Source organism: Massilia luteola (genome assembly GCF_034420155.1).
Lineage (GTDB): Bacteria > Pseudomonadota > Gammaproteobacteria > Burkholderiales > Burkholderiaceae_D > Telluria > Telluria luteola.
Map to the genome: position 1 here is coordinate 220626 of NZ_JAXOFN010000004.1, position 23325 is coordinate 243950.

At 65.9% G+C, this 23325-nt stretch carries 23 protein-coding genes and 1 riboswitch; of the genes, 10 read left to right on the plus strand and 13 right to left on the minus strand.

Going from position 1 to position 23325, the window contains the following annotated elements; translation table 11 throughout:
* Positions 1 to 97 precede the first annotated feature (97 nt).
* From adk to U9J41_RS07640, 6 genes are all read right to left on the minus strand, one after another.
* Positions 98 to 754 (minus strand): adenylate kinase, encoded by a 657-nt coding sequence (adk, locus tag U9J41_RS07615; protein WP_322401536.1) that lies wholly within the window; start codon positions 752 to 754, stop codon positions 98 to 100.
* A gap of 202 nt (positions 755 to 956) precedes the next feature.
* Entirely contained in the window at positions 957 to 1709 is a 753-nt protein-coding gene (gene kdsB, locus U9J41_RS07620) for a 3-deoxy-manno-octulosonate cytidylyltransferase (protein ID WP_322401538.1), read from the minus strand.
* Positions 1710 to 1713: 4 nt separating this feature from the next.
* Positions 1714 to 1887: a Trm112 family protein gene (locus tag U9J41_RS07625; RefSeq protein ID WP_322401540.1), complete on the minus strand. Its 174-nt coding sequence runs from the start codon at positions 1885 to 1887 to the stop codon at positions 1714 to 1716.
* The gene (lpxK, locus tag U9J41_RS07630; protein WP_322401542.1) at positions 1868 to 2896 is read right to left on the minus strand and encodes a tetraacyldisaccharide 4'-kinase; all 1029 of its coding nucleotides are present in this window, start codon (positions 2894 to 2896) and stop codon (positions 1868 to 1870) included. Before lpxK ends, U9J41_RS07625 begins: the two co-directional genes overlap by 20 nt.
* Positions 2897 to 3068: 172 nt before the next feature.
* A complete protein-coding gene (locus U9J41_RS07635; protein ID WP_322401630.1) occupies positions 3069 to 3521 on the minus strand; it encodes an ExbD/TolR family protein in 453 nt (150 codons plus the stop codon).
* A complete protein-coding gene (locus tag U9J41_RS07640) occupies positions 3521 to 4126 on the minus strand; it encodes a MotA/TolQ/ExbB proton channel family protein (protein WP_322401544.1) in 606 nt (201 codons plus the stop codon). The genes U9J41_RS07635 and U9J41_RS07640 overlap by 1 nt, the downstream gene beginning before the upstream one ends.
* Before the next feature lie 1229 nt (positions 4127 to 5355).
* Between U9J41_RS07640 and xseA the strand changes: the two genes are divergently transcribed.
* The 3 genes from xseA (at position 5356) to U9J41_RS07655 (ending at position 8481) form a co-directional block, all read left to right on the plus strand.
* The gene (gene xseA / locus U9J41_RS07645; RefSeq protein WP_322401546.1) at positions 5356 to 6717 is read left to right on the plus strand and encodes an exodeoxyribonuclease VII large subunit; all 1362 of its coding nucleotides are present in this window, start codon (positions 5356 to 5358) and stop codon (positions 6715 to 6717) included.
* Between the two features lie 246 nt (positions 6718 to 6963).
* A complete protein-coding gene (locus U9J41_RS07650) occupies positions 6964 to 7542 on the plus strand; it encodes a superoxide dismutase (protein ID WP_322401548.1) in 579 nt (192 codons plus the stop codon).
* 252 nt (positions 7543 to 7794) lie between these two features.
* The gene (locus U9J41_RS07655) at positions 7795 to 8481 is read left to right on the plus strand and encodes a response regulator transcription factor (RefSeq protein WP_322401549.1); all 687 of its coding nucleotides are present in this window, start codon (positions 7795 to 7797) and stop codon (positions 8479 to 8481) included.
* A gap of 183 nt (positions 8482 to 8664) precedes the next feature.
* Here U9J41_RS07655 and U9J41_RS07660 read toward each other — a convergent pair whose 3' ends face one another.
* From U9J41_RS07660 to U9J41_RS07675, 4 genes are all read right to left on the minus strand, one after another.
* Complete coding sequence (locus U9J41_RS07660) at positions 8665 to 9411, minus strand: SDR family oxidoreductase (RefSeq protein WP_322401551.1); 747 nt, start codon at positions 9409 to 9411, stop codon at positions 8665 to 8667.
* 18 nt (positions 9412 to 9429) lie between these two features.
* On the minus strand, positions 9430 to 10137 hold the full coding sequence (locus tag U9J41_RS07665; RefSeq protein ID WP_322401553.1) for a hypothetical protein: 708 nt from the start codon (positions 10135 to 10137) through the stop codon (positions 9430 to 9432).
* A complete protein-coding gene (locus U9J41_RS07670) occupies positions 10137 to 10997 on the minus strand; it encodes a MipA/OmpV family protein (protein WP_322401555.1) in 861 nt (286 codons plus the stop codon). Before U9J41_RS07670 ends, U9J41_RS07665 begins: the two co-directional genes overlap by 1 nt.
* Before the next feature lie 68 nt (positions 10998 to 11065).
* Positions 11066 to 12202, minus strand: coding sequence for a hypothetical protein (locus U9J41_RS07675; RefSeq protein ID WP_322401557.1), 1137 nt, complete (start codon positions 12200 to 12202; stop codon positions 11066 to 11068).
* Between the two features lie 428 nt (positions 12203 to 12630).
* Between U9J41_RS07675 and U9J41_RS07680 the strand changes: the two genes are divergently transcribed.
* Positions 12631 to 13947 carry an ATP-binding protein gene (locus U9J41_RS07680; RefSeq protein WP_322401559.1) on the plus strand — a complete coding sequence of 439 codons (1317 nt, stop codon included), beginning with the start codon at positions 12631 to 12633 and terminating at the stop codon, positions 13945 to 13947.
* Positions 13948 to 13968: 21 nt separating this feature from the next.
* Here U9J41_RS07680 and U9J41_RS07685 read toward each other — a convergent pair whose 3' ends face one another.
* The 3 genes from U9J41_RS07685 to U9J41_RS07695 form a co-directional block, all read right to left on the minus strand.
* The gene (locus U9J41_RS07685; RefSeq protein WP_322401561.1) at positions 13969 to 14304 is read right to left on the minus strand and encodes a hypothetical protein; all 336 of its coding nucleotides are present in this window, start codon (positions 14302 to 14304) and stop codon (positions 13969 to 13971) included.
* A 31-nt stretch (positions 14305 to 14335) separates the two neighbouring features.
* Positions 14336 to 14998, minus strand: coding sequence for a thiol:disulfide interchange protein DsbA/DsbL (locus U9J41_RS07690; RefSeq protein ID WP_322401563.1), 663 nt, complete (start codon positions 14996 to 14998; stop codon positions 14336 to 14338).
* Positions 14999 to 15164: 166 nt separating this feature from the next.
* A complete protein-coding gene (locus U9J41_RS07695) occupies positions 15165 to 17153 on the minus strand; it encodes a TonB-dependent receptor (protein WP_322401564.1) in 1989 nt (662 codons plus the stop codon).
* A gap of 72 nt (positions 17154 to 17225) precedes the next feature.
* Positions 17226 to 17451, minus strand: a riboswitch (cobalamin riboswitch).
* Between the two features lie 92 nt (positions 17452 to 17543).
* Between U9J41_RS07695 and U9J41_RS07700 the strand changes: the two genes are divergently transcribed.
* The 6 genes from U9J41_RS07700 to U9J41_RS07725 all read left to right on the plus strand — a co-directional run bounded on the left by U9J41_RS07700 (position 17544) and on the right by U9J41_RS07725 (position 23201).
* Positions 17544 to 19793, plus strand: a complete 2250-nt coding sequence (locus U9J41_RS07700) for a M1 family metallopeptidase (protein ID WP_322401566.1) — start codon at positions 17544 to 17546, stop codon at positions 19791 to 19793.
* The gene (locus tag U9J41_RS07705; RefSeq protein WP_322401567.1) at positions 19790 to 20701 is read left to right on the plus strand and encodes a hypothetical protein; all 912 of its coding nucleotides are present in this window, start codon (positions 19790 to 19792) and stop codon (positions 20699 to 20701) included. Before U9J41_RS07700 ends, U9J41_RS07705 begins: the two co-directional genes overlap by 4 nt.
* 68 nt (positions 20702 to 20769) lie before the next feature.
* Positions 20770 to 21582 (plus strand): DODA-type extradiol aromatic ring-opening family dioxygenase, encoded by an 813-nt coding sequence (locus U9J41_RS07710; protein WP_322401569.1) that lies wholly within the window; start codon positions 20770 to 20772, stop codon positions 21580 to 21582.
* A 141-nt stretch (positions 21583 to 21723) separates the two neighbouring features.
* Positions 21724 to 22218, plus strand: a complete 495-nt coding sequence (locus U9J41_RS07715; RefSeq protein WP_322401571.1) for an Hcp family type VI secretion system effector — start codon at positions 21724 to 21726, stop codon at positions 22216 to 22218.
* Positions 22219 to 22225: 7 nt separating this feature from the next.
* Positions 22226 to 22624 (plus strand): hypothetical protein, encoded by a 399-nt coding sequence (locus U9J41_RS07720; protein ID WP_322401573.1) that lies wholly within the window; start codon positions 22226 to 22228, stop codon positions 22622 to 22624.
* A complete protein-coding gene (locus U9J41_RS07725; protein WP_322401575.1) occupies positions 22605 to 23201 on the plus strand; it encodes a hypothetical protein in 597 nt (198 codons plus the stop codon). Before U9J41_RS07720 ends, U9J41_RS07725 begins: the two co-directional genes overlap by 20 nt.
* The last annotated feature ends 124 nt before the right edge of the window (positions 23202 to 23325 follow it).

Below are 23325 nucleotides of genomic sequence, written 5' to 3' on the forward strand. Positions count from 1 at the left end.
GCCGCACCAGGTGCGACAAAACTTTGATCTAAAAACCTGGACGGATGGCACTAGTCATCCGGAGCCAAAAAGAGCGGCTTGCGCCGCCCTGGAATGCTCAGCCTGCGAGTGCCGCGAATGCGGCGTCCCGTACCTGTTCGACCGGACCGACACCCGAGATCTTGCGATACCTGGGTGCACCCGGCAGGCCCGATTCCGCCCACTTGTTGTAGTAGCCGAGGAGGACTTCGGTCTGGTTATGGTACACGGCCAGGCGCTTCTTGACCGTTTCTTCCGTATCGTCGTCGCGCTGGACCAGCGGTTCGCCCGTGACGTCGTCGCGGCCGTCGACTTTCGGTGGATTGAACTTGATGTGGTACACACGGCCCGAGGCCGGATGGCTGCGGCGGCCGCTCATGCGTTCGACGATCAGCTCGTCGGGCACGTCGATTTCCAGCACGTAGTCGATCTTGACACCGCTGTCCTTCATGGCGTCGGCCTGCGCGATGGTGCGCGGGAAGCCGTCGAACAGGTAGCCGTTGGCGCAATCCGCGTCCTTCAGGCGCTCCTTCACCAGGCCGATGATGATGTCGTCCGACACCAGCTGGCCCGCATCCATCACCTTTTTCGCAGCCAGGCCCAGCTCGGTGCCTGCCTTGATGGCCGCACGCAGCATGTCGCCGGTGGAAATCTGGGGGATGTTGTACTTTTCTTTGATGAAGTTTGCCTGGGTGCCTTTACCGGCGCCGGGGGCTCCTAACAGAATGAGACGCATGAAGGATTCCTAAAGGTATCTAATAATTTTTTTAGTGCAGTTATCCTTACGCACAGATTGCGCACAGATAACCGCATTGATGCATGTCTGACTAGCTGGTACGAAACTTACCACAAAAGCAGCATTCGACGCCACCGGCGGCCGGCGATCTCTCAGCCGTTTGACCTGGCGCAAGCAGCCTGAAGAGTAGTTTCCAACAGGATCAAGATGTATAGAAAAGCCGCACCCGCTCGAGGTCGGCCGGCGTGTCGACGCCGGCGTGCGGCGCCTCGTCCGTCACGTGCACGGCAATGGGCACGCCATGCCACAGCACGCGCAGCTGTTCCAGTGCCTCGATCGATTCCAGCGGCGACGCCTCCAGTTGCGGATAGCGCTGCAGGAAGGCATTGCTGTAGGCGTACAGGCCGATGTGGCGCAGCGGGACGTAACCGGCCGGCAGCCGGTCGCGGGTGGCGGCGAAGCCGTCGCGGTGCCACGGGATCGTCGCGCGCGAGAAATACAGCGCACGCCCGGCCTTGTCCAGCACGACCTTCACGACGTTCGGATTGAAGGCGTCGGGCGCGTCCGACAGCGGATGGGCGCACGTGGCCATCGGCACGTCCGCAGAAATACGCGCGGCGCAGGCGGCCAGCAGCGCGGGGGCGATCAGCGGCTCGTCGCCCTGCAGGTTGACGACGACGGCATCCGGCGCCAGGTCCAGCGCGCGCGCCACTTCGGCGATGCGGTCGGTGCCGGACGGGTGATCGGCGCGCGTCATGCAGGCCTCGATGCCGTGCGCGGCACACGCGGCCGCGATGCCGGCGTGGTCGGTGGCGACGATGATGCGGGATGCGCCCGATTGCTGCGCCCGTTCGGCCACGCGCACGACCATCGGCTTGCCGCCCAGGTCCGCGAGCGGCTTGTTCGGCAGCCGGGTCGAGGCCATGCGTGCCGGGATGATGACGACGAAACTCATGCGATCACAGGATCGGCTCGACCTTGCGCGCCTCTTCGGCCCACATGATCGGGATGCCGTCGCGGATCGGATACGCGAGGCGGTCCGGGCGGCAGATCAGTTCCTGCGCTTTCTTGTCATATTCGAGCGGTCCCTTGCACAGCGGGCAGACCAGGATATCAAGCAGTCGGGCGTCCACGACATTTCTCCACGATTTGGGCAGCCAGCGCGGCATCGATCTGCGCGCCGACCGGCACGACCCACAGGCGCGGGTCGTTGTTGATTGTTTCAAGTTGCCGACATTTTACTGCATCCTTCTCCGTCACCAGGATGACGTCGGCGTCGACGGCGCGGAACGGGTCGTCCAGGAAGTCGTGGTGATCGGGCAGCGGCAGCTCGGCGACCTCCAGCCCGGCGGCGCGCAGCATGGCGAAGAAGCGCCCCGGATTGCCGATCCCGGCCGCCGCCAGCACGCGCTTGCCGCGCAGCCGAGACAGCGGCACGCGCGCGTTCGCGTCCATCAGGCGCTCGGCGTGGTCGCCCGCCAGGCGCATCTGCCACGGCTGCCCGTGCACCGCGGCGGCCAGCGCCGGCGTGATGTCGGGCGCGTTGACGACGGTGAAATCGCGCCGCCGCGATGGCGCCTCGCGCAGCGGGCCGGCCGGCAGGGTCCAGCCATTGCCGGTGCCGCGGCCGTCGAACAGGACGATCTCCACGTCGCGCGCGAGCGCGTAGTGCTGCAGGCCGTCGTCGGTGATCAACACGTCGACGTCGGGATGCAGCGCCAGCAGGTGGCGCCCGGCCTGCGCGCGCCTGCGGCCGACGACGACGGGACAGCCGGCCCGGCCCGCGATCAGCAGCGGTTCGTCGCCGACGTCCTGTGCGCGCGACGTCGGCAACACTTCGCGCGGCGCCTCTTCCGCGCCGCCATGACCGCGCGAGATCACACCGGGGCGCATCCCGGCCGCGCGCAACTGCTGCGCCAGCCAGATCGTCAGCGGGGTCTTGCCGGTGCCGCCGATGAAGATATTGCCGACCACCACCACGGGCACGGGCAGCCGTTCCGACTTCAGGATGCCGGCGCGGTACAACGCGACGCGCAGCGCGACCAGCACGCGCAGCAGCAACGCAAGCGGCAACAGGGCGATGGCCAGCGGGCCGCGGCGCAGCCAGGCGCGGGTCAAGGTGGATTCGAGGGAGGATGCCATGTAAAGCTTTGGTTCGGAAAGCGCGTTAGCTCAAAAAGCGCGCTAGCGCAAAAACGTCGTTCCCGCGAAGGCGGGGACCCAATTTGCACGCGCATCGTCAGCGCTCGCAGAACTTGGATTCCCGCCGGCGCGGGGAGTCGTTTCCGGCAGTGCCGGAAAGGACGATCTCGATTTACTTCTGCCCGCCCGTCTGCGCCGCGAACGTCAGCTTGTCGTAGCCCGCCATGCGCGCCGCTTCCAGCACGTTGATCACCATCTGGTGCATCGCGAACTGGTCGGCGTTGACGATGATCACGGGGTCCTTCACGGGCGTCGCCAGCGGCTGGCCGTCCGGACCGATGCCGGCCGCGCGCTTGAGGTCGTCCGCCAGGCTCGCGACGCCGTGGAACGCGACGGGGACATTATTCACCGTGTAATTACCCTTGGCATCGACCGTGACGTTGATCTCGAACGGCTTCTCGACGGCCTTCTCGGCATCGGCCGTGGGCAGCGTGATCTGCAGTTCCGTGAACTTGCTGTAGGTCGTCGTGACCATGAGGAAGATCAGCACGACCAGCAGCACGTCGATGAACGGGATCAGGTTGATTTCCGGATCCTCGCGTTTGCGGCCGCGGCGGAAATCGATCATTTGCGCGCACCGTGGACGACGTCGACGAATTTCACGGCCTGCAGCTCCATGTCGATGATGAAGCTGTCGACCAGCGCGCGGAAATGGCGGTAGAACACGAGGGCCGGCATCGCGATCGCCAGGCCGAAGCCCGTGTTGTACAGCGCCACGGAGATACCGTGCGCCAGCTGGGCGGGATTCGTGCCGCTGGCGTTCTGGGCGCCGAAGATCTCGATCATGCCGACGACCGTGCCGAACAGGCCCATCAACGGTGCCAGCGAAGCGATCGTACCCAGCGTCGTCAGGAAACGCTCGAGCACGTGGGCGACGCCCCTGCCCGCTTCCTCGATCGATTCCTTCATCACGTCGCGCGGCGCGTCGACGTTGCGCAGCGCGGCGGCCAGCACGGCGCCGAGCGGGGAATTCGTCTGCAGCTTGTCGATGATGTCCGGAGTGACCTTGCCGTTGCGATAGACCTGGATCACTTCATCGAGCAGCTGGCGCGGCAGGATCTTTTCGCGGCGCAGGTAGATCACGCGCTCGATGATCAGGGCCAGGGCAATGATCGAGGCGATCAGCAACAGCCAGATGGGCCAGCCGGCAGCTTGGAGAATGGCGAGCAAATGGGACTCCTGGATGAGTAAAAATCAATAGACAAGGTAGTTGCGCAATGTAACGTGTTGCCCGGTTTGCGGCAAGTAGAGTTCTGCACACTTTCTGTGGATAAAAGTGTGTGCAAGGCGCGCTCGTGACGCCAAGTACCTTGATTCTTAAAGGATATTTTTCCGTGCGTAAAAACGCGGCACGGTCGGGATGAGTTCCCCTCAGGCAATTTCTTTGGTTCGCACAGGGATCAGCACATGTAGTTGCCCACAATTTCTGTGGATAAATTTGTGAGGAAACAGTCTTACAGACGGTAAGTCTTTGATTTTACACATGGAAATTTCCAAGTCCAAAAAATAGGCACGGTTGAGTGCAACTACAGCCACGTACCGCCCCGACCCTTCTGCACATTTTTTGTGGACAAAATTGTGCGCAAGCGCACAAACCGTAGGCTAAACAATTGATTTGCAAGGGAAAGTCGTGCCCGCCTGTTTTTTGAACAACCGGCTTGCCGACGGTACCGCCCCAGGGAACGGGATTCTTCACACAAACTGTGGAAAACGATGTGAGCAAGATTATTGATCGCTCCTCAAGTCTTTGATTCTAATCACGATTCATCTCCAAGCCCATTTTTTAGGCAAACGGTACTTGTACACAGGCGAACGACCGGAACGGGCGCGTATCCCGACCGCACGGCGTCTTGGGTTATAGTCGCCTCCTCGGAAATGAGGCATGCCGCGACCGGCGTCCGCCTTCTTCACAAATTTTGTGGAAAAGATTGTGAGCAAGCGTCTTGAGCGGGCACGAAGTATCTGAATTTAAACGGGATTTTTGTCGTGCGGCATTTTTAGGCAAGACGTTTTACCTGCGCCGGGCAAGCGGTGCGGGTCAAGTACGCGGACCGCACGCCCATCTGTTCACATAAACTGTGGAAAACAATGTGAGCAACGGCCGGGATCGCGGCCTAAGTGTTTGATTGCTTTAGAAAAACATATGCACGCTGAATTCGGAGGCACCTACGGCTTGTCCACTTTCGCACACATTCTGTGGATAAGATTGTGGCCAAGTACTCGGAGATGCACTCAACCCATTGATCCATAACGCAATTTGATTGCTGCATCGAAATCAGGCAGCAAGCTTTTACTATAAAAATCAGGCGTTTACAAAAACTATCTGTCGTTTTACGGCAGATGTGCCCTACACTGCGCGCAACCATGTTTTTGTGGACAGTCCAACCCAGTTTACGCCTATGTTTCCCACCGAAGACGCCGATCCGGCCTATGCCGCCCCGCCCGTACTGACCGTCACCGCCCTCAACCAGCAGGTCGCGCGCCTGCTGGAACGCACCTTTCCCCTCGTCTGGATCGGCGGCGAGATCTCGAATTTCACGCGCGCGGCGAGCGGCCACTGGTATTTCACGCTCAAGGACGACGCGGCCCAGGTGCGGGCCGTCATGTTCCGCGGCCGCGCCCAGTACGCCGGCTTCACGCCGCGCGAAGGCGACAAGGTCGAGGTCCGCGCCCTCGTCACGCTGTACGGCGCGCGCGGCGATTACCAGATCAACGTGGAGGCGATCCGCCGGGCCGGCGTGGGCGCGCTGTACGAAGCGTTCATGCGCCTCAAGGAAAAGCTGGGCGCGGAAGGCCTGTTCGACGAAGCCCGCAAGCGGCCGCTGCCGCTGTTCGCGCGCACGGTGGGCATCGTCACCAGTCCGCAGGCGGCGGCCCTGCGCGACGTGTTGACGGCGCTCAGGCGGCGCGTGCCGCACGTGCGCATCGTGCTGTATCCGGCGCCCGTGCAGGGTCAGTTGGCCGCGCAAAAGATCGCGGAAGCCATTGCCAACGCGTCGCACCGGCGCGAAGTGGACATCCTGATCGTGTGCCGCGGCGGCGGCTCGATCGAAGACTTGTGGAGCTTCAACGAGGAAGCCGTCGCGCGCGCGATCGCGGCGTGCAGCATGCCCGTGATCTCGGGCGTGGGCCACGAGACCGACTTCACCATCGCCGACTTCGCCGCCGACCTGCGCGCCGCCACGCCGACGGCCGCCGCCGAGCTGGCCGCGACCGCCCGCGCCGACTGGCTCGCGTCGCTGCAGGCGGACGCCGGCGACCTGCGCCGCGCGATGGACCGCGTGCTGTCCGACGCCAGCCAGGGCCTCGACAACCTGTCGCGCCGCCTGCTGAGCCCATCGAGCCAGATCGCCCATCAGCGCCTGAAACTTCTTGCCATGGCCAGCAGTCTGACGCATGCCGTGCGCGCTCCGGTGAACCGGCACGGCGTGCTGCTGGCGCAGATGCAGCAGCGCTGGGCCCGCCATCGTCCGGACTGGAGCGGCCTGCGCACGCGGCTGGAATCGGACCGGCGCCACCTGACGGCGAGCATCGGCAACCAGTTGCGCGCGCGGCGCGAAGCGCTCAACGGCCTGGCCGCGCAGCTCGAACTACTGAACCCGCAGCGCACGCTGGAACGCGGCTATGCGATCGTCAGCAATGCGAAAGGCAAGGTCTTGCATGCACCGGGGCAGATCAAGCCGCGCGACGTGCTGCGCATCCGCCTGGCGGAAGGCAGCGCCGAGGTCAGCGTGGCGGGCGTGCAGGATTTATTGGAGTGAGGGAACCTCGAAAAACCGTCGCGAGCGGCCGCAATGGTGCTTGATAAGCGCAGCCGTACGCGCGTACAGCGAGCATCGCAAAGCGCCAGTGCAACGCGCAGCAGGTTTCCCGACGTTTCCGACAATATGGTGGTTTCGCAAAGCCATATCTGCAACGATCTGCTAACCGGTTTAGAATAAGCGCCCGAATTGCTGTACCGCAGAGACTTCGAGAAAGTCTCCCGTCAACTCACCAAGGAACAAGACATGGAACATACCCTGCCCCCACTGCCGTACGCCAAGGATGCCCTGCAGCCGCACATCTCGGCCGAGACGCTGGAATACCACTACGGCAAGCACCATCAGGCCTACGTCACGAACCTGAACAACCTGATCAAGGGCACCGAGTTCGAAAACCTGTCGCTGGAAGAGATCATCAAGAAGTCGCAGGGCGGCGTTTTCAATAACTCGGCCCAGGTGTGGAACCACACCTTCTTCTGGAACTGCATGAGCCCGAACGGCGGCGGCGCGCCGACCGGCCCGGTCGCCGATGCGATCAACGCCAAGTGGGGTTCGTTCGACAAGTTCAAGGAAGAGTTCCAGAAATCGGCCGTCGGCAACTTCGGTTCGGGCTGGACCTGGCTGGTGAAGAAGCCGGACGGCACCGTCGACATCGCCAACACGTCGAACGCCGGCACCCCGCTGACGACCGACAACAAGGCCCTGCTGACCTGCGACGTGTGGGAACACGCCTATTACATCGACTACCGCAATGCCCGTCCGAAGTTCGTCGAGGCATGGTGGAACACCGTCAACTGGGACTTCGTGAACAAGAACTTCGCCTGAGGCGATTGCCTGTCCGTTCCGGCCTGACCAGGCCCGGAACGACGGGAAACACACGGCCCGCCTCGCGCGGGCCGTGTCGTCTGGTCAGCCGTATCGATGCCCGCGCCGCCGGTCAGCGTGTCGCTGCCGCGGCCGGCACCACGGCATTCGCGGCCCGTTTGTCGCGAAACTGTACGAATTTGTCACCCCTACCCGCCAAACATCCTCCGTTGTTGCCCGCTCTTATACAATGCGAGGTCGAAGGAGAACCTCATGTATCGCGTACTGTTGGTGGAAGACGATCCGCGTCTCGCGGAACTGGTGACGGAATACCTGTCCGGCTATGAATTCTCGGTCGACCTCGTCACGCGGGGCGATGCCGCGCTCGATCACTTCAAGACGGCCGCGCCGGACATCGTCGTGCTCGACCTCATGTTGCCCGGCATGGATGGCATGGTCGTGTGCCGCCAGATCCGCGACGTGTCCGACGTGCCGATCCTGATCCTCACGGCGCGCGAGGACACGTACGACGAGGTGTCCGGCCTGGAGCAAGGCGCCGACGACTTCGTCAACAAGCCCGTGCAGCCGCGCGTGCTGCTGGCGCGCCTGCGCGCCCTGCTGCGCCGCACGCAGACGAAGACGACCGCCGACGCCCGCATGCTCGAGTTCGGCGCACTGCGCATCATGACGAGCGACCGCAGCGTCACGTGGCGCGGCCAGCCGTGCGTGCTCAGCAATACCGAATACAAGCTGCTGCTCGTGCTGGCCGAGGCCGCCGGGCGCGTGCTGTCGCGCGACGAGCTGCTCAAGAAGATGCGCGGCATCGAGTTCGACGGGCTCGACCGCAGCATCGACAACTGCATCTCCAAGCTGCGCCGCAAGTTCGACGACAACCTGTCGGAAAAGATCAAGACGGTGTGGGGCGAGGGTTACTTGTTCTCGCCCTCGGCGTGGAGCTGAGCGCCGAACTTGGGTTCCCGCCTGCGCGGGAACGACGGTTTTTGCTTGGTTTCCGCCTCTGCGGGAACGACGGTTTTTGCTTGGTTTCCGCCTCTGCGGGAACGACGGTTTTTACTTGCTTTCCGCCTCTGCGGGAACGACGGTTTTTACTTGCTTTCCGCCTCTGCGGGAACGACGGTTTTTTCAGCGTCCGCCGGACACGTCGATGAACGTGCCCGTCGCATACGACGCCTCATCCGACAGCAGCCACATGACGGCCGCCGCCACTTCCTCCGCCGTCCCGCCGCGCGCCATCGGCACTGACGATTGCAGGCGCTGGATGCGGCCCGGCTCGCCGCCGCTCGCGTGCATGTCCGTGTCGATCAGGCCCGGCCGTACGCCATTCACGCGGATGCCTTCCTGCGCCACTTCCTTCGCCAGGCCGATCGTCAGCGCGTCCACCGCGGCCTTCGACGCCGCATAGTCCACGTATTCGTTGGCCGACCCAAGCACGGCCGCGCGCGACGACACGTTCACGATGGCGCCGCCATTGCCGCCATGCCGGGTCGACATGCGCCGCACCGCTTCGCGCGCGCACAGGAAGCTGCCCGTGACGTTGGTCGCGAGGATGCGGCCGATGCGCGCGGCATCCATGTGCTCGACGCGGCTCTGGCGGGCGAGGATGCCGGCGTTGTTGACGAGGGCGTCGAGCCGGCCGCAGCGCGCATCGATGGCCGCGAACAGGCGCTCGACGGCGCCCTCGTCCGCCACGTCGGCCGCGACCGCGAACGCCTGTCCGCCGGCCGCTTCGATGGCGCGCACGACGCTGTCCGCCGCGCCGGCGTTGTCGCGGTAATTCACGCAGACCGTGTAGCCGCGCCGTGCCGCCAGCAGCGCGCAGGCGGCGCCGATGCCGCGGCTGGCGCCCGTGACGAGTATCGTCTTGTTCATCGTTGTCCTTGCATGGGCTTATTCGAAGATCGGCACGATCGCCAGCGGCGCATTGTACGTGATGACCTGGGCCCGTTCCGCGCCCGCGCCGAAGCGCCAGGTCACGATGGGAAATCCTTCGTCGGGATCGCCCGTGAAGGCCGCGCCGGCCGTCACCGGCAGCGCCTGTTCGACGCCGTCCGCATGGCGCAGGCGGGCGCCGGCCGATTCCTTTTTCGGGAACACGAAGCGCACGCCGGCGCACTGGCGCGCGCGCTGCGAGGCATCCACGTAACGCACGAAACCGAGCGCCTGGGCGCAGGCCGTGCGCAGGATCGCGGCGTCGTACTCGCCGTCGGCGCGCGGCGCGATCGTCACCTGCGGGCGCAGCACGAACGGCATGCCTTTGCGGTTCAGTACGAGCGCCGCGTTTTCGTCGTAGGCCGCCTTCTGCAAGGGGAATACGGTGCGGCCGAGGGCGTCCAGCGGCAGGTTCAGCTGCGTGACCCTGCCCGTCAGCGTCAGCTGGGCGCCTTCGCCGAGGCCCGCATGGTCCCTGGACTGCACTTGCAGCTGGCTCTGCAGCAGATTCTTCGGCCCGCCGTATTTCTCGAACTGGACCATGGCCCGGTACGCATCGCGGTAGCTCACCCATTCGCCCGCCTGCGCCTGGGCGTGCGCGACGGTCGGGATGACCGCGGCAAGCCAGGCGAAGGCAGCGACGAGTTGGCGGGATGCGCGCATCATCAGAACCGGTAGGCGATGGCGGTCGAAACCGTCAGGTTGGTGGACCGCTCGACGAGCGGGCTGTGCGCGGCGCTGCCCAGCAGGCGCCTGGCCTGCAGGTTGGAGGTCAGCATCCACGAGGGCGACCAGGCCCAGTTCCAGCGCACGCCCACGTGCGCATCCTGCAGGCCGCCGCCCGCCTCGTAGTAGGAAAAACGGCTGCGCGACACTTCCGCCGCGGTGACGCCGAAATACGTCTGGTTGTAGTTGCGGTTGACGACCGTGACGCCGGCGGACAGCGACACGTGATGCCGCGCGCCGAGTTCGACGGCCAGGCGCTGCACGCCCAGGTCCAGGCGGGCGCCGTCGTGGTCGTTGCCGGCGCCGTACAGCAGGCTGCTCATCAGGCGCCATTGCGGCGTCACGTAATAGTTCGCGAAGGCGCCGCCCTGCAGGCGGGCGCCGATCTTGTCCATGCCGTCCAGGTCCGTGTTGCGCATGTTGCGCTTGTCGATCGGCTCCGGGACCGGGCCGATCAGCATCGTGTCGGTGCTGCCGATGCCGCCGATCGCCTGGCCGGTTCCCGTCCGGTCGCGCCCCGGTTGCACGGCCAGCAACGGGCCGTACTCGAACGTCGGATCGTCCGACAGGTGCATCCCGGCGCTCATGCCGGAAATAAACAGGCCGTTGCTCCATTGGACCTGGAGCACCGGCAACGCCGATACCTTGCGGCTTCCCGTCCCGTCCCAGCGCGGCGCCGACTGCACGCCCAGGCCCGCGTACATGTCGCGGCTGCCGTCGGGCATGGGGTTGGTCGCCGGCGTCTGGGCCCACGTCGTGCCGCAGGCCGCGCCCAGCGCGAGGAAGAGAAGCTTGTTCATGTTCACGGGTGAAAGATTCGGGAAGACAATATTCTACGGCTTTGTCTCCCGTCCTCCCATATCCTTTCCTACCGCGTTGCCACTTCGAGCGCAAATTCCACTGGCAGGTCGCTGCGCGGGACGACGACGAGGTGCGCCGGTGTCGTCACATGCATGGCGCAGGCGATGTCCGGCCCCGGCACGGACCTGAGCTCGTGCACGAGGATCCTGTCGGCCGTGCGCACGACGCCGTCGATGGCCGTCGTGTAGCAACCGCTGGCGCCGGTCCCCATGAACACCCCGACGACCATGTCGGCCGCGAAGTCGACGGCGGGCTGCGCGCGGCCGGGTGCGTGTTCGTTCCACAGGCGGGTCCAGGCGGCCGCATCCTTGACGACGACGGTGCGCGCCGCGTGGATGTTCGACAACGCCGTCACATCCGCCGTCCGGAACGGCACGTCCGCGGCGGTCGCCGTGATGAAGGCGACGTCCGCATCCGTACGGTCGACGGCCACCACCTGCATCGGGTGGCTCACGACCGGCAGGCAGACCGCTTGCGCCGGGGTAGCGCGCCCGGCCACTTCCACGTCCAGCTTGCTGGCGCCGGCCGCCACGCGGGCGATGGCGATGCCGTGGCAACTGTCGCCGTACTCGCCCCCGAACACGCCGACGAGCATCTTGCGCGTGAAATCGACCTTCGGCACGGCAGGCGCCGGCGTGCGGCCGGCGGCATGCTGGCGCCACAGCTTGTCCCAGGTGGCCTGGTCCTTGACGACGACGGTCTGGGGCGCCGTCACGCCCGACAGGTTGTCCCGCGCCACCGTGTCGTAGGCGATGGCCGTGCCGGCCGGCGGCATGAAGCTCAGCGGCTCGACCGTGTGGGCGCTGCCCAGGCCCAGGTCGGGCCGGTCGGCGTTCTTGACCAGCGTCTCGAACAGCGCGCGGGCGCTCTCGTCCTGGCAATCCGTCCTGGGGCCGGCGATCGTGTCGCCGGACGAGCACAACCGCGTCTCCGGCGTGCTGCCGAACAGGACCTGCCCATATGACGCATCGGCGCACTGGCCGGCGCGGTCCCAAAACACTTGCTTGCCGTCGATGACAAATAAACGGTTGCGTGTCTCGTTACAGCCGGCGGTGCGCGCCATCTCGATGAACGGCGCCGTGGCGAGGGCGGCGGGGTTCGGCTCGCCCACGGCGATGCCCGGCGTGGCTTGCAGGTCGTGCATGGTACTTCCACCACCGCAGGCGGCCAGTACCGCACCGACGACGACCGCGCCCAGCGGCCATATCACGCGTCCAGGAATGCTCATTCTCCCCTCTCTCAGGAGTACGATGGCGCCGTGTGCCCGGCACGCATCGGAATAAAAAAGGCCCACCGTCTCTCGCGCATCAGGTGGGCCAAACGGAAAACCCGATAAGGACACGCCGAACCGCCCGCCGCGCGCTGCGGGGCCGGCCCGCGCTGCCCGCACGGTGTTCGAGTGCCCTGACGATGCGAATCGTACGCAGGTGCGGCAAGAACTTCATCCGCCGACTGTCGGGCATTTGTCCACAATTTGTAAATAATGGTTTTATAGGCCATTGCTCCTATACAATTTCGATATGTGCAAGACAAAACCTGACCCAGTGTTTGCCGTGACCGGAGGATGATGGCGTGAATCGCCTGTTCTTCCGTTTCTTCGTGCTCGTGATGCTGTCGATTACGGGCGCGACGTTCGTGATCTATTTCGTCTTCGCCCGCCTGTTCGGCGACCCGCTCGACGACATCGCGCGGCGCCAGGCGTCGGCCCAGATCTTTCTGCTCGAACAATATGTCGACCGCGCCCCGGCCGACGAGTGGCTCGGCCGCCTGAACAAGGTGCGCGAAGTGTCCGAAGCCCATTTCGACCTGATCCCGCTGGACCAGGCGCGCGCCGCCCTGCCCGCGCGCCAGCATGCGGCGCTGGAGCGGGGCGACGTCGTGCTGGACCCGCAGCACAAGGCATTCTTCCGGCGCGTCGACCTGCACGGCGAGCGCTACATCGGCAGCAACGAGGAAGCGATCCACGCGTACAACCTGCCGATCGACCTCGGCCAGGCCCTCGCGATGGAAGTGGTGCGCTACGTCGTGGTGGCGCTCGCGCTGCTGGTGCCCATCGCGCTGTGGTCGCGCGCGCACTGGCAGGCGTTGCAGACGCTGTCGCGCGTGGCGGACGAGTTCGGCGCCGGGCAATTATCGGCGCGGGCCGACCTGAAGCCGGCGGACGCCGTCTATCCACTGGCCGAGCGCATCAATGCGATGGCCGAGCGCATCCAGGGCCTGCTCGAAGCGCAGAAGAACCTGCTGCATTCCGTCTCGCACGAGTTGCGCACGCCGATCGCGCGGCTGGAGTTCGCCCTGGAATTGTTGAACGAGCGCGCGGCCGATCCGGCCTTAAGCAAGCGCATCACGGCGATGGAGGGCGACCTGGCGGAGTTGAACGACCTCGTCAACGAGCTGCTGTCGATGAGCAAGCTGGACAATGCACAGGGCACGCAGCGCACCTTGTTCGACCTGGAGCCGCTGCTGCGCGAATGCGCGGATGGCCTGCATCCGCGTCCGCAGCGCCTGCACGTGGACCTGGGCGAGCGCCTGGGCAGCATGGACGCCGACCGCCGCCTGCTCGCCCGTGCCATCGGCAACCTGCTGAGGAATGCGCAGAAATACGCGGCGCACGAGGTGGCGCTGCGCGTGCGGCGCGACGATTGCCGCATCGAGATCGCCATCGAGGACGACGGCCCCGGCATCCCCGAAGAGGAACGGGAACGCATCTTCGAACCGTTCTACCGGCTCGACCGCAGCCGTGACCGCGCCACGGGCGGGTTCGGCCTCGGCCTGTCGATCGCGCGCAAGGCGATCGCACTGCACGGCGGCCACCTGAAGGTCGAGCAGTCGCCGCTGGGCGGCGCGCGCTTCGTGATCAGCCTGCCGGACGGCGTGCTGGCCGCGTAGCGCCGTGGCTGCGGCGCCGCCTCAGCGGCGGCGACCCACCGTTGCCGGGGCTTCCGGCGTCACGTGGCGCATCCCGTACCACAGGTGCTGCCACCAGTGCTCGCGCGAATGCACGGCCAGCAGGCATTGCCGGTCGATCTCCCCTTTGAAGATGGGATCGGCGCACTGTTTCGTCATCAACGCGTTGCGCTGGTTTTCCGCATTGACCAGCGCAATGGCGAGCCAGAAGACCAGGCCCGCGAGCACGACCACGATGCACCAGGCGACGTGGTTCCAGTTGCTCGAGTCGAACAAGTGCTCCTCGTCCGGCTTGGACTTGTCGTACATCTTCAGGATCTTGCCTTCGACATCACTCATTGCGCTGTTTCTCTACCTTGCGTTGTTTCGCTTATTTCGACTTCGCCGCTTTCGCCACCAGGGCGTCCATCACCTGCAGGGTGGCCTGGAACAGCACCGGTTCGCTGCTGCTCTTGACCGAATTGTAGACGATCGCGGGCGAGGTCTGGTACTTGCCGTCGATGATGATGGTCGGCACGCCATCGACCTTGTAATCGGTCGTGATCTGCGGCAGCTGGCGCAGCCTGGTCGTCACGCCGAACGAATTCCACACGTCCATGAATTTGGCGCGGTCGATGCCGTTCTTCGCCACCCAGTCGATGATCGCGGCGTCCGTGTTCAGGCGCAGGTGATCCACGTGCCAGGCCTTGAACACCTTGGGCTGGAATTCCTCGGCCTTGCCCATCGCTTCCAGCGTCAGGTACAGGTGCGCTTCCGGATCCTTGGCGCCGGAGAACGGCAGGTGCACGCGCTTGAAGTGGATGTTGTCGCCCTGCTTTTTGACCCACTGCTCGAGCTGCGGTTCCAGCGCGTTGCAGTGCGGGCAGTGATACATGAAGAACTCGATCACCTCGACCTTCTTGCCCACGGCCTGCACCGGCTGCGGCTGAGCGAGCGTCACGTATTCGACACCGTTTTTGGGGTCGGTCGGCGACGCGAAAGCGGTGCTGGCGGCGAGCACGGTAGCGAGCAGGGCAAAACGCAGGGAACGCATAATTTTCCTTCTATGTTGGTTGAGCAAACGATCGCGAGATTACCACTTTTTCGCCCACCAACCTTAGCCCTGGCTTATTTATTGCATTTCGTTACCGTCGTAACCAACACCGGGGTCAGAGCCCGATTTTTGGCAATTTCCCAAAATCGGGCTCTGACCCCGGTTCTCAGAAGTCGTAGCGCGCCGACAGTTTCAGCTGGCGTCCATCGCTCGGATAGATGCCGGACTTGCACCCGAACGCATTGCTGAAGTAATGGCGGTCCGCCAGGTTCAGCCCCGCCGCGGCGATTTCCCACGCGCCCAGCTTGATGGCGTAGCGCCCGTCGAACGTGGCGTACGACGGGATGCGCGCCGCGCAGCCGTTCGTGAAGTCGCTGCCGTAGCGCTGGCTGTCCACCCACTGCGCGCCCACGTCCGCCGACTGGCCGTTGTCCGATGCCCAGGCGAGGCGCGCGGTCAGCACGTTCTTCGGCACGAGCACCAGTTCGCGGCCGGTGTTCGGGCCTGCCGTGAAGTGCGCGATCACGTGCTGCACGTGCGCGCTCGCGCGCCAGCCGGCGGCCAGCTGTGCCTCGGCATCGATCTCGAAGCCCTTGCGCTCCGTCGGGTCGAGGTTCGTGTTGACGCCCCAGCCGCCGTTCGCGGTCGGATCGTAGAAGATCTCGTCGTGCAGGCGATGACGGAACACGCGCGCCGTCAACGTGCGGCTGTCGTCGCCCGGCGCGTGGCGCAGGGTCGTGCCGAATTCCAGGTCGTGCGACGTCTGCGCCTTCAGGATGTCGGTGCTGGAGCGGTAGCTGTTCTCGTCGACGTTCGCGACGCGGTAGCTCTGCCCCGCCTTCGCGTACACCTCGACCAGCGGATGGACGCGGTAGCTGGCCTGCGCTTCCCACGCGTTCTGCGCCTGCGAGCGGTCTTCCGCGGGGGCGCCGGCGAGCGCGTCCACATAATCCTTGTCGAAGTTCTCATGGCGCGCGCCGAGGGCGATGCGGCCGTCGTGGGCCGGGTCGAAACGCAGCTCGTCGCGCAGGTACACGGCCTTCGCGCCCTGGCTCGCGTCGGCGGTCGAAAACGACGACGCCGTCTTGCGCTTCCAGCGCGTGAAGTCCAGGCCGCCCACCAGTTCGTTGAGCATGCCGCCCGCACTGGCGAGCCAGCGCGCGCGCGGGGAGAACTGGTCCTGGCGGCCGTCGTACGCGTTGACCGACGTGAAGCTCGTCGACAGATAGTTCGAACGCACGTTGCGCTCGCGGTGCGACAGGTCCGCGGCCAGGTCGACGGCGCCCACGCGATACTCGGCGAAGACGTTCGCGCGGTCGGTGTCGAGCGAACCGAAGTCCTTCGGCGTCGAGGCCAGCGTCGGGTCGGCGTCGAACTGGGCCAGGGTCAGCGAACCGGGGAAGCGCGACTCCTGGCGCGCGCTCTCCACGTGGATGCCGGCGCGGCCGCCGGTGAAGCGCGTCTGCACGTTGAGCGATGCCGTCGTCTGGTCGAAATCGCTGTTCTTGCGATAGTTGTCGCTGCCCTGGCGCGCCACCGCGATGTCGGCGCTGACGGCGCCGGCCGTCTGCGACAGCGATGCGCGCACGTCGTGTTCGTGGAACGAGCCGCCTTCCGCGAACACGGAACCGTGCGTGCCGGCGGCGAGCGCGCGGCGCGTGGTGATCTGGATGACGCCGCCAGTCGCGCCTTCGCCATACAGCACGCTGGCGCCGCCGCGCGTGATCTCGATGCGTTCGACCGTGTCGATCGGGATCGTCGACAGCACGGCATTCGTCAGCTCGTTCTCGTTCAGGCGCACGCCGTCGACCATGATCACCATGTTCTGCGCGCCGTTGGTCCCGAAGCCGCGCAGGTCGAGCGCGAAGTCGGGCGACGAGTCCAGGCTCTGGCGGCCGAACACGCCGCCGACCTTGCGGATCGCGCTGTTCACGTCGTTGACGCCGGCGCGGCGGATGTCGTCCTGCGTGATGACGGTGGCGCCGATCGGGCGCAGGCTTGCCACGCTGGGGAAGCGGGAACCGGTGACGACGACGGTCGACGGGACGTCGTCCTGGGCGCACGCGGCGCCGGCGAACAGGGACAGGGATACGGCGCAGGCCAGCGCGATCGGCGTCAAAGCCGGCGCGCCGCGGGTGGAGGCGGCAAAATGCATTGGATGTTCTATTTTCGGGTTGGCACCGGCAAGCGTCCCCGCACGCCGGCGTACACAAAAAGCGCGGCGCGAGCCGGCTTCACCTGTCTGGCCGGTCTCCGGGCTCCAAGACGGACCGCCCCACCTTCCTATGCAAGCACAGTGGTCATCGGGGCGGCCTGTCGCCGTGCGGCGACGCTTGTTTACCGTTGCGGGGGCAGCACACGCTGGCGTGCCGCCGGAGGCGGCGCCGCTTCGTGTTTCCCGTTTAACTGCACGCGCAGACGCGCATGCGGGCACCAGAACCCCGGGATTATAACCCTGCCAACGCCGCGCCGCACGAAACCCGCGCGGACCCGCCGCGAACTCGCATATAGTGAGCGCACCGACGAGCCACGCCTGGAGTCCCGCATGCATCCGCGTTTTACCTCGCTGCCCCGCGCCGCACTGGCCGCCGCCCTGCTGCTGGCGGCGGCGGTGCTCGCCGCGCCGGCAGCCGCGCCTTCGATCGCGCCGGCAGCCCCGCCTTCGATTGCGCCGACGGCAGCGCCTTCGATCGTGCCAGTGCCCGCACCGGCGCCCGGCGGCATCGCCCTCGCCGCGCCCGATGCCGCCGCCGTGCGCGTCCCCAGCGGCCCGGACGCCTGGGGCGGACCGCGCACGGGGCAGGAGCCGACCTTGTCCGACCGCGTCGTCCATTACGACATCGCGGCCACGCTCGATGCGGACAAGCACACGGTGACCGGGCACGAACGGCTCACATGGCGCAACCGCAGCGCGGTCGCCGTAACGAGCGTCTACCTGCACCTGTACATGAACGCGTTCGACGGCGCCGGCAGCACGTTCTTCACGGAGCGGCGCGAACGCGACGGCTCGTACCGCGCCGCCACCGACATCAAGGGCGCGTGGGGCCACATCGAACTGCGCCGCGTCGCGCAAGGCGGCGCGCACGTGCCGTGGACCTTCGTCCATCCCGACGACGGACCCGCCACCGACCACACGGTGGTGCGCTTCGACCTGCCGCGGGCCGTGGCACCGGGCGGATCGGCCACGTTCGACATCGATTTTTTCACGCAGCTGCCGCGCGTCGTCGCGCGCACGGGCTACTTCGGCACGTTCCACCTCGTCGCCCAGTGGTTCCCGAAGATCGGCGTGCTGGAACTGCCGGGCGAGCGCGGGGCAAGCGCGCCGCGCTGGAACGTGCACGAGTTCCACATGAATTCCGAGTTCTACGCCGACTTCGGCAGCTATGACGTCAGCCTGACCGTCCCGCGCGGCTACACCGTGGGCGCGACCGGCGAGCCGCAAGGCGCCCCCGTCGACAAGGACGGCATGCGCACATGGCGCTTCGCCCAGGGCGACGTCCACGATTTCGCCTGGACCGCCGACCGGCAGACGGCAAAGCCGCTCGTCGACACGTGGACCGGCCCGGGCAGCCCGCAAGTGACGGTGACGGTGCTGTATCCGCCTGAATTCGGCGCCAGCGCGGCCCCCGCGCTGAAAGCGGCAAAGGCGGCGCTGACGTATTTCTCGGACACGCTGGGGCCGTACCCGTACAAGACCCTGACCATCGTGATCCCGCCCTACAACGCGGAAGAAGCGGGCGGCATGGAATACCCGACCTTCTTCACGACCGAGGCTTATCGGACGGTCGAGCCGCGCACCACGAACCAGTCCGCCCTCGCCTTCGTCACGATCCACGAATTCGGCCACGGCTATTTCTACGGCCTGCTCGCGTCGAACGAATTCGAAGAGCCGATGCTGGACGAGGGCCTGAACGAATACTGGGACAACCGCATGATGCGCGACCAGGGCCGGCTGGCATACATCGCGACGCCGCTCCTGCGCCGGCTCGGCTTCGCGCCCGGCTACCCGACCTTCGACGCCGAGCGCGCCGCCACGCCGCGCGACGACCCGGCCGATCCGCCCGGCGACAACGCGTGGCACCGCCTGCAAGACATCGGCCCCGTCTACACCCGTACGGCGACGCTGATGCGCGACCTCGAAGCGCGCATCGGCCGCGCCCCGATGGAACACGCGTTCAAGGAGTACTACCGGCGCTGGAAGTTCCGCCACCCGAGCATCGCCGACCTGCGCGAGACGCTGGCCGAGGTGACGGGCCGGCGCGCCGACATCGAGGACGTGTTCGCGCGCCAGGTCTACGCCGTCACGCGCGTCGACGATCGCATCGGCGACTTCACGAGCGTGGCGTTGCCGCCCCTCGCCGGCATGCGCCAGCGCGGCGGTGCGTGGATCGAGGACAAGCAGGCCACGGTCGACCGATGGAACGAGGAGACGCGCACGCGCTGGCACAAGCTGCATCCGCACGCGCCGGACGGCACCGGACCGTATCCGTATCGCACCGAGGTGACGGTCCGCCGCCTCGGCGCACCGGTCCCGCAGACGCTCGTCGTGAAATTCGCCGACGGCAGCCGCGAGACCGTGCAATGGAACGCCGACGAACGCTGGCACAAGTTCGTGTGGACGAAGACCGCACGGGCCGTCTCGGCCGAACTCGATCCGCAACGCCTGCACTACCTCGACGTGAGCAAGCTCGATGACAGCCGCACCCTCGAACCGGATACGCGCGCATCGCGCCGCTGGGGTCTCGACTTCGCGGCCGTCGCCGACTATCTCCTGGCCCTGATCGCGACGCTATGACGACCGAATCGACCCTCGCCCCGCCCCGGTCCGCGCACGCCGGCGCGTCCCGCCCGGCCGGCGCCGGCACGGTACTGCGCGCGACGCGCGATACGCTGCAATGGCGGTTGCTGCTGTGGTGGGCCGTCCTCCTGCTGCTGCCGACCATCGTCGCCACGCTGCCGGTGTGGCAGCTGCTGTCCGCCAGCCTCGATCACTCGGTGTACGCGGCGCGGCTGGCCGACCGCCTCGACATGATCGCGTTCGCCGACATCGTGGGCGCGGCGCGCGAACGCCATGCGCCGGCGCTGGGCCTGGGCGGCGGCGTCGCGCTGGCGCTGACGTTGCTGCTGTCGCCGCTGCTGGCCGGCATGGCGGTCGAGGCGAGCCGCGCGCCGCAACGCCTCGGGTCCGGCGCCCTGCTGGCCGCCGGCGCGCAGGAATATCCGCGGTTGGCGCGCATGCTCGCGTGGTCCGTCGTGCCGCTCGGCGTCGCCGGATTGCTGGGCGCCGGCGCCTGGCGGCTCGCCGGCCAGACGGCCGCGACGGCCCTGCTGGAAAGCGACGCCGAACGCGCCGCGCACCTGGCCCTGCTGGCCACGACCGTGGTCCTGCTGCTGGCCCACGCGACGGTCGACGTCGGCCGCGCCGTGCTCGGCGCCGACCGCCGCCGCACGTCCGCCGTCGCGGCATGGTGGCACGGCTGCGCCCTGCTGCTGCGACGGCCGCTGGCGCTGCTCGGGACTTACCTCGCCGTCACGGCCGTCGGCATCACGGTCGCCACGCTGCTCGCGCTCGCGCGCACGCGCGTGCCGGCGCTGGGAACGGCCGGGACGATCGGCGCCGTCGTGCTGGCCCAGCTGGCGGTCGTCGTGCTCGGGTGGATGCGCAGCGCGCGCCTGTGCGCGTTGCTCGCCCTGGTGCGCTGACCCGCGTCCACGCGCCCGGCGCGGATCGGCTACCATGACCATTTGACACGCCGCGTGAAGGAGCCCCCATGACCCGCCTGCCCACCTATTTCGTCTCGCACGGAGGCGGCCCGTGGCCGTGGATGAAGGACCAGTACGGCGCCGCCTATGCCGAGCTGGAAGCGTCGCTGGTCGACGTCAGGCGCCAGATCGGCGTGCGTCCGACCGCGGTGCTGGTCGTGACGAGCCACTGGGAGACGGACGACTTCACCGTGTCGTCGGGCGCCGCGCCGGGCATGATCTACGATTACGGCGGCTTCCCGCCGCACACGTACCAGATCCGCTATCCGGCGCCGGGCGAACCCGGGCTGGCGGCAAGGGTCGCGCAATTGCTGAACGACGCCGGCCAGCCCGCCCGCCTGGATGCGGAACGCGGCTTCGACCACGGCACGTTCTCGATGCTGGCGCCGATCTATCCCGACGCGGACGTGCCGGTCGTGCAGCTGTCGATCCGCCGCGATTACGACCCGGCCGTCCACCTGGCCGCCGGCCGGGCGCTGGCGCCGCTGCGCGACGAGGGCGTGCTGATCCTTGGCAGCGGGCTGTCGTTCCACAACCTGCGCCAGTTCGGCGCGGGCGGCGCGCTGGCGTCGAATGCCTTCGATATGTGGCTGCAGCACGTGCTGCTGGAACTCGCGCCGGCCGAGCGCGAGCAGGCGCTGTTGCACTGGAGCGAGGCGCCGTATGCGCGCATGGCGCATCCGCGCGAGGATCACCTCGTGCCGCTGTGGGTGGCGCTCGGCGCGGCCGAGAATGAAGCGGCCGCGTGCGTGTATCACGAGGAGAGTTTTTTCGGGGCGTTGACGGTGTCAAGTTTCAGGTTCGGCGACGCGGCCTCGTGAAGAACCCAACACATCGAACCATCCATGCTTGCGCATCACTTGCCGCTCGAGTCGCCACAGTTTGACCATGGCTAAACTCTGCAGATCAGCTCGACATAACAATGCTCTCTTGAATTCAACATCTATCTTGGAGAGCACAAAATGGCAATCGACGTGTACCTGCAAATCGACGGCATCAAGGGCGAATCCCAGGACGACAAGCATACAGACTGGATCGAGGTGACGGGCGTCCACTGGGGTATCCACCAGCCCCGGAGCGCCACGGCATCGACCGGAGGAGGCCATACTGCGGAGCGTGTCGAGATGTCCGAGATTTCGTTCTCCAAGCTGGCTGATCTGTCCAGCCCGATCCTTGCACAGACCTGTGCGATGGGTAAAACCATGCTCAAGGCCAAGCTCGAGTTTTTCCGCGCCGACGGCAATGGCGAGCGGGTGAAGTATTTCGAAGTCGAACTGGAGAATGTCCTCATCGGCATGGTCAAGCCGCATATGAGCGGAGACCAGTCTGTCCTGACCGAGAACGTCAACTTGAAGTATTCGAAGATCAAGTGGAAATACACCCAGCAGAAGATCGGTGGTGGCACTGGGGGCAATACGGCCGGGGGCTGGGACTTGGCGATCAACAAGGCCGCGTGATGTTGCCATGGCAATCGACATCGATAGATTCGTGACGTATCTGGGCAAGCACGCGTTCAGAGACCTTCACGGCAAAGGAAAATGCGGGGAATACGTCAGAAAAGCACTGCAAGCCGGAGGCGCACATTTCAACGAATTCAGTCCGCCGCATTACGGCAAAGAATATGGCCTGACATTGGAACGGCTCGGCTTTCACGAAATCACAGTGGACGATCCTGACCACTTTCCGTTCATTAGCGGCGATGTGATGGTGATGCAGCCCCATAAAGGCGGCAAGCAAGCAGGCCACGTCGCCGGGTATGACGGGCGGTACTGGATATCAGATTTTGTTCAGCGTGATTTTTGGGCCGGACCCGACTACCGTAACCAAAAGCCGAGGCCATCCTATGCCGTCTACCGCTATTAGTAGAATCATCGCAGCGGCGTTGTGCGCAATCAGCACGACGGCCGCCGCAGCGGTCAGCGACAAGCCGCCGCGCTTTCTGACTGTTCCAGTACTGGGTCTGCGCTTGCCGCTCGATCGGATCAATCTGGAACCGTTCCCCGAGGACCTGCGCGTGACGTGCGGCCAGCTCGAAGATGCGTTCGCCACGAGCCGCGTGTGGATATTTGGGCGCGCACAGGACGCCGCGAGTACGTATTACGTCCTGACAGGTTATTCCAAACGACTGAACAGAGATCCGGACCAAAAACTGTACGAATATTGGGAAAACGGAGCGGTATATACCGTGACGGGCACCAGGTGCGGTGGCGACGACGCGGGCGAGACCTTCGTTGTACACGACCCGGATGCCGACAACGACGGCAACGTGCCGATTCCCATGCTTAAAGCGCTGGCGGTCGATTTTGCAGCCAGGACCGTGAAAGCATTCGGCGGGCCAGATCGGCTGCGCGCTGAGATCAAGAACCAGCGCATCGATTTCAACCGGCTCCCGCCGGAACTGCAGGAGGCGTTCAAGCCGTACTTCGGACCATCAAAGTAGATAGAATCGCGCACGGGGCGGCCGGCAAACTGCCCCGTGATGCCCCTTGAACGACCGTTGCGACCTTTTTCCGGAACGCCGTGTATCACACGTCAGGCGCGGAAAGCATCGTAAGCATCGGATG

Coding starts and splice junctions, on each gene's coding strand:
- adk (WP_322401536.1), bottom strand. CDS start 754: ATGCGTCTCATTCTGTTAGGAGCCCCCGGCGCCGGTAAAGGCACCCAG.
- kdsB (WP_322401538.1), bottom strand. CDS start 1,709: ATGAGTTTCGTCGTCATCATCCCGGCACGCATGGCCTCGACCCGGCTG.
- lpxK (WP_322401542.1), bottom strand. CDS start 2,896: ATGGCATCCTCCCTCGAATCCACCTTGACCCGCGCCTGGCTGCGCCGC.
- xseA (WP_322401546.1), top strand. CDS start 5,356: ATGTTTCCCACCGAAGACGCCGATCCGGCCTATGCCGCCCCGCCCGTA.
- U9J41_RS07650 (WP_322401548.1), top strand. CDS start 6,964: ATGGAACATACCCTGCCCCCACTGCCGTACGCCAAGGATGCCCTGCAG.
- U9J41_RS07655 (WP_322401549.1), top strand. CDS start 7,795: ATGTATCGCGTACTGTTGGTGGAAGACGATCCGCGTCTCGCGGAACTG.
- U9J41_RS07660 (WP_322401551.1), bottom strand. CDS start 9,411: ATGAACAAGACGATACTCGTCACGGGCGCCAGCCGCGGCATCGGCGCC.
- U9J41_RS07665 (WP_322401553.1), bottom strand. CDS start 10,137: ATGATGCGCGCATCCCGCCAACTCGTCGCTGCCTTCGCCTGGCTTGCC.
- U9J41_RS07670 (WP_322401555.1), bottom strand. CDS start 10,997: ATGAACAAGCTTCTCTTCCTCGCGCTGGGCGCGGCCTGCGGCACGACG.
- U9J41_RS07675 (WP_322401557.1), bottom strand. CDS start 12,202: ATGCACGACCTGCAAGCCACGCCGGGCATCGCCGTGGGCGAGCCGAAC.
- U9J41_RS07685 (WP_322401561.1), bottom strand. CDS start 14,304: ATGAGTGATGTCGAAGGCAAGATCCTGAAGATGTACGACAAGTCCAAG.
- U9J41_RS07690 (WP_322401563.1), bottom strand. CDS start 14,998: ATGCGTTCCCTGCGTTTTGCCCTGCTCGCTACCGTGCTCGCCGCCAGC.
- U9J41_RS07695 (WP_322401564.1), bottom strand. CDS start 17,153: ATGCATTTTGCCGCCTCCACCCGCGGCGCGCCGGCTTTGACGCCGATC.
- U9J41_RS07700 (WP_322401566.1), top strand. CDS start 17,544: ATGCATCCGCGTTTTACCTCGCTGCCCCGCGCCGCACTGGCCGCCGCC.
- U9J41_RS07705 (WP_322401567.1), top strand. CDS start 19,790: ATGACGACCGAATCGACCCTCGCCCCGCCCCGGTCCGCGCACGCCGGC.
- U9J41_RS07710 (WP_322401569.1), top strand. CDS start 20,770: ATGACCCGCCTGCCCACCTATTTCGTCTCGCACGGAGGCGGCCCGTGG.
- U9J41_RS07715 (WP_322401571.1), top strand. CDS start 21,724: ATGGCAATCGACGTGTACCTGCAAATCGACGGCATCAAGGGCGAATCC.
- U9J41_RS07720 (WP_322401573.1), top strand. CDS start 22,226: ATGGCAATCGACATCGATAGATTCGTGACGTATCTGGGCAAGCACGCG.
- U9J41_RS07725 (WP_322401575.1), top strand. CDS start 22,605: ATGCCGTCTACCGCTATTAGTAGAATCATCGCAGCGGCGTTGTGCGCA.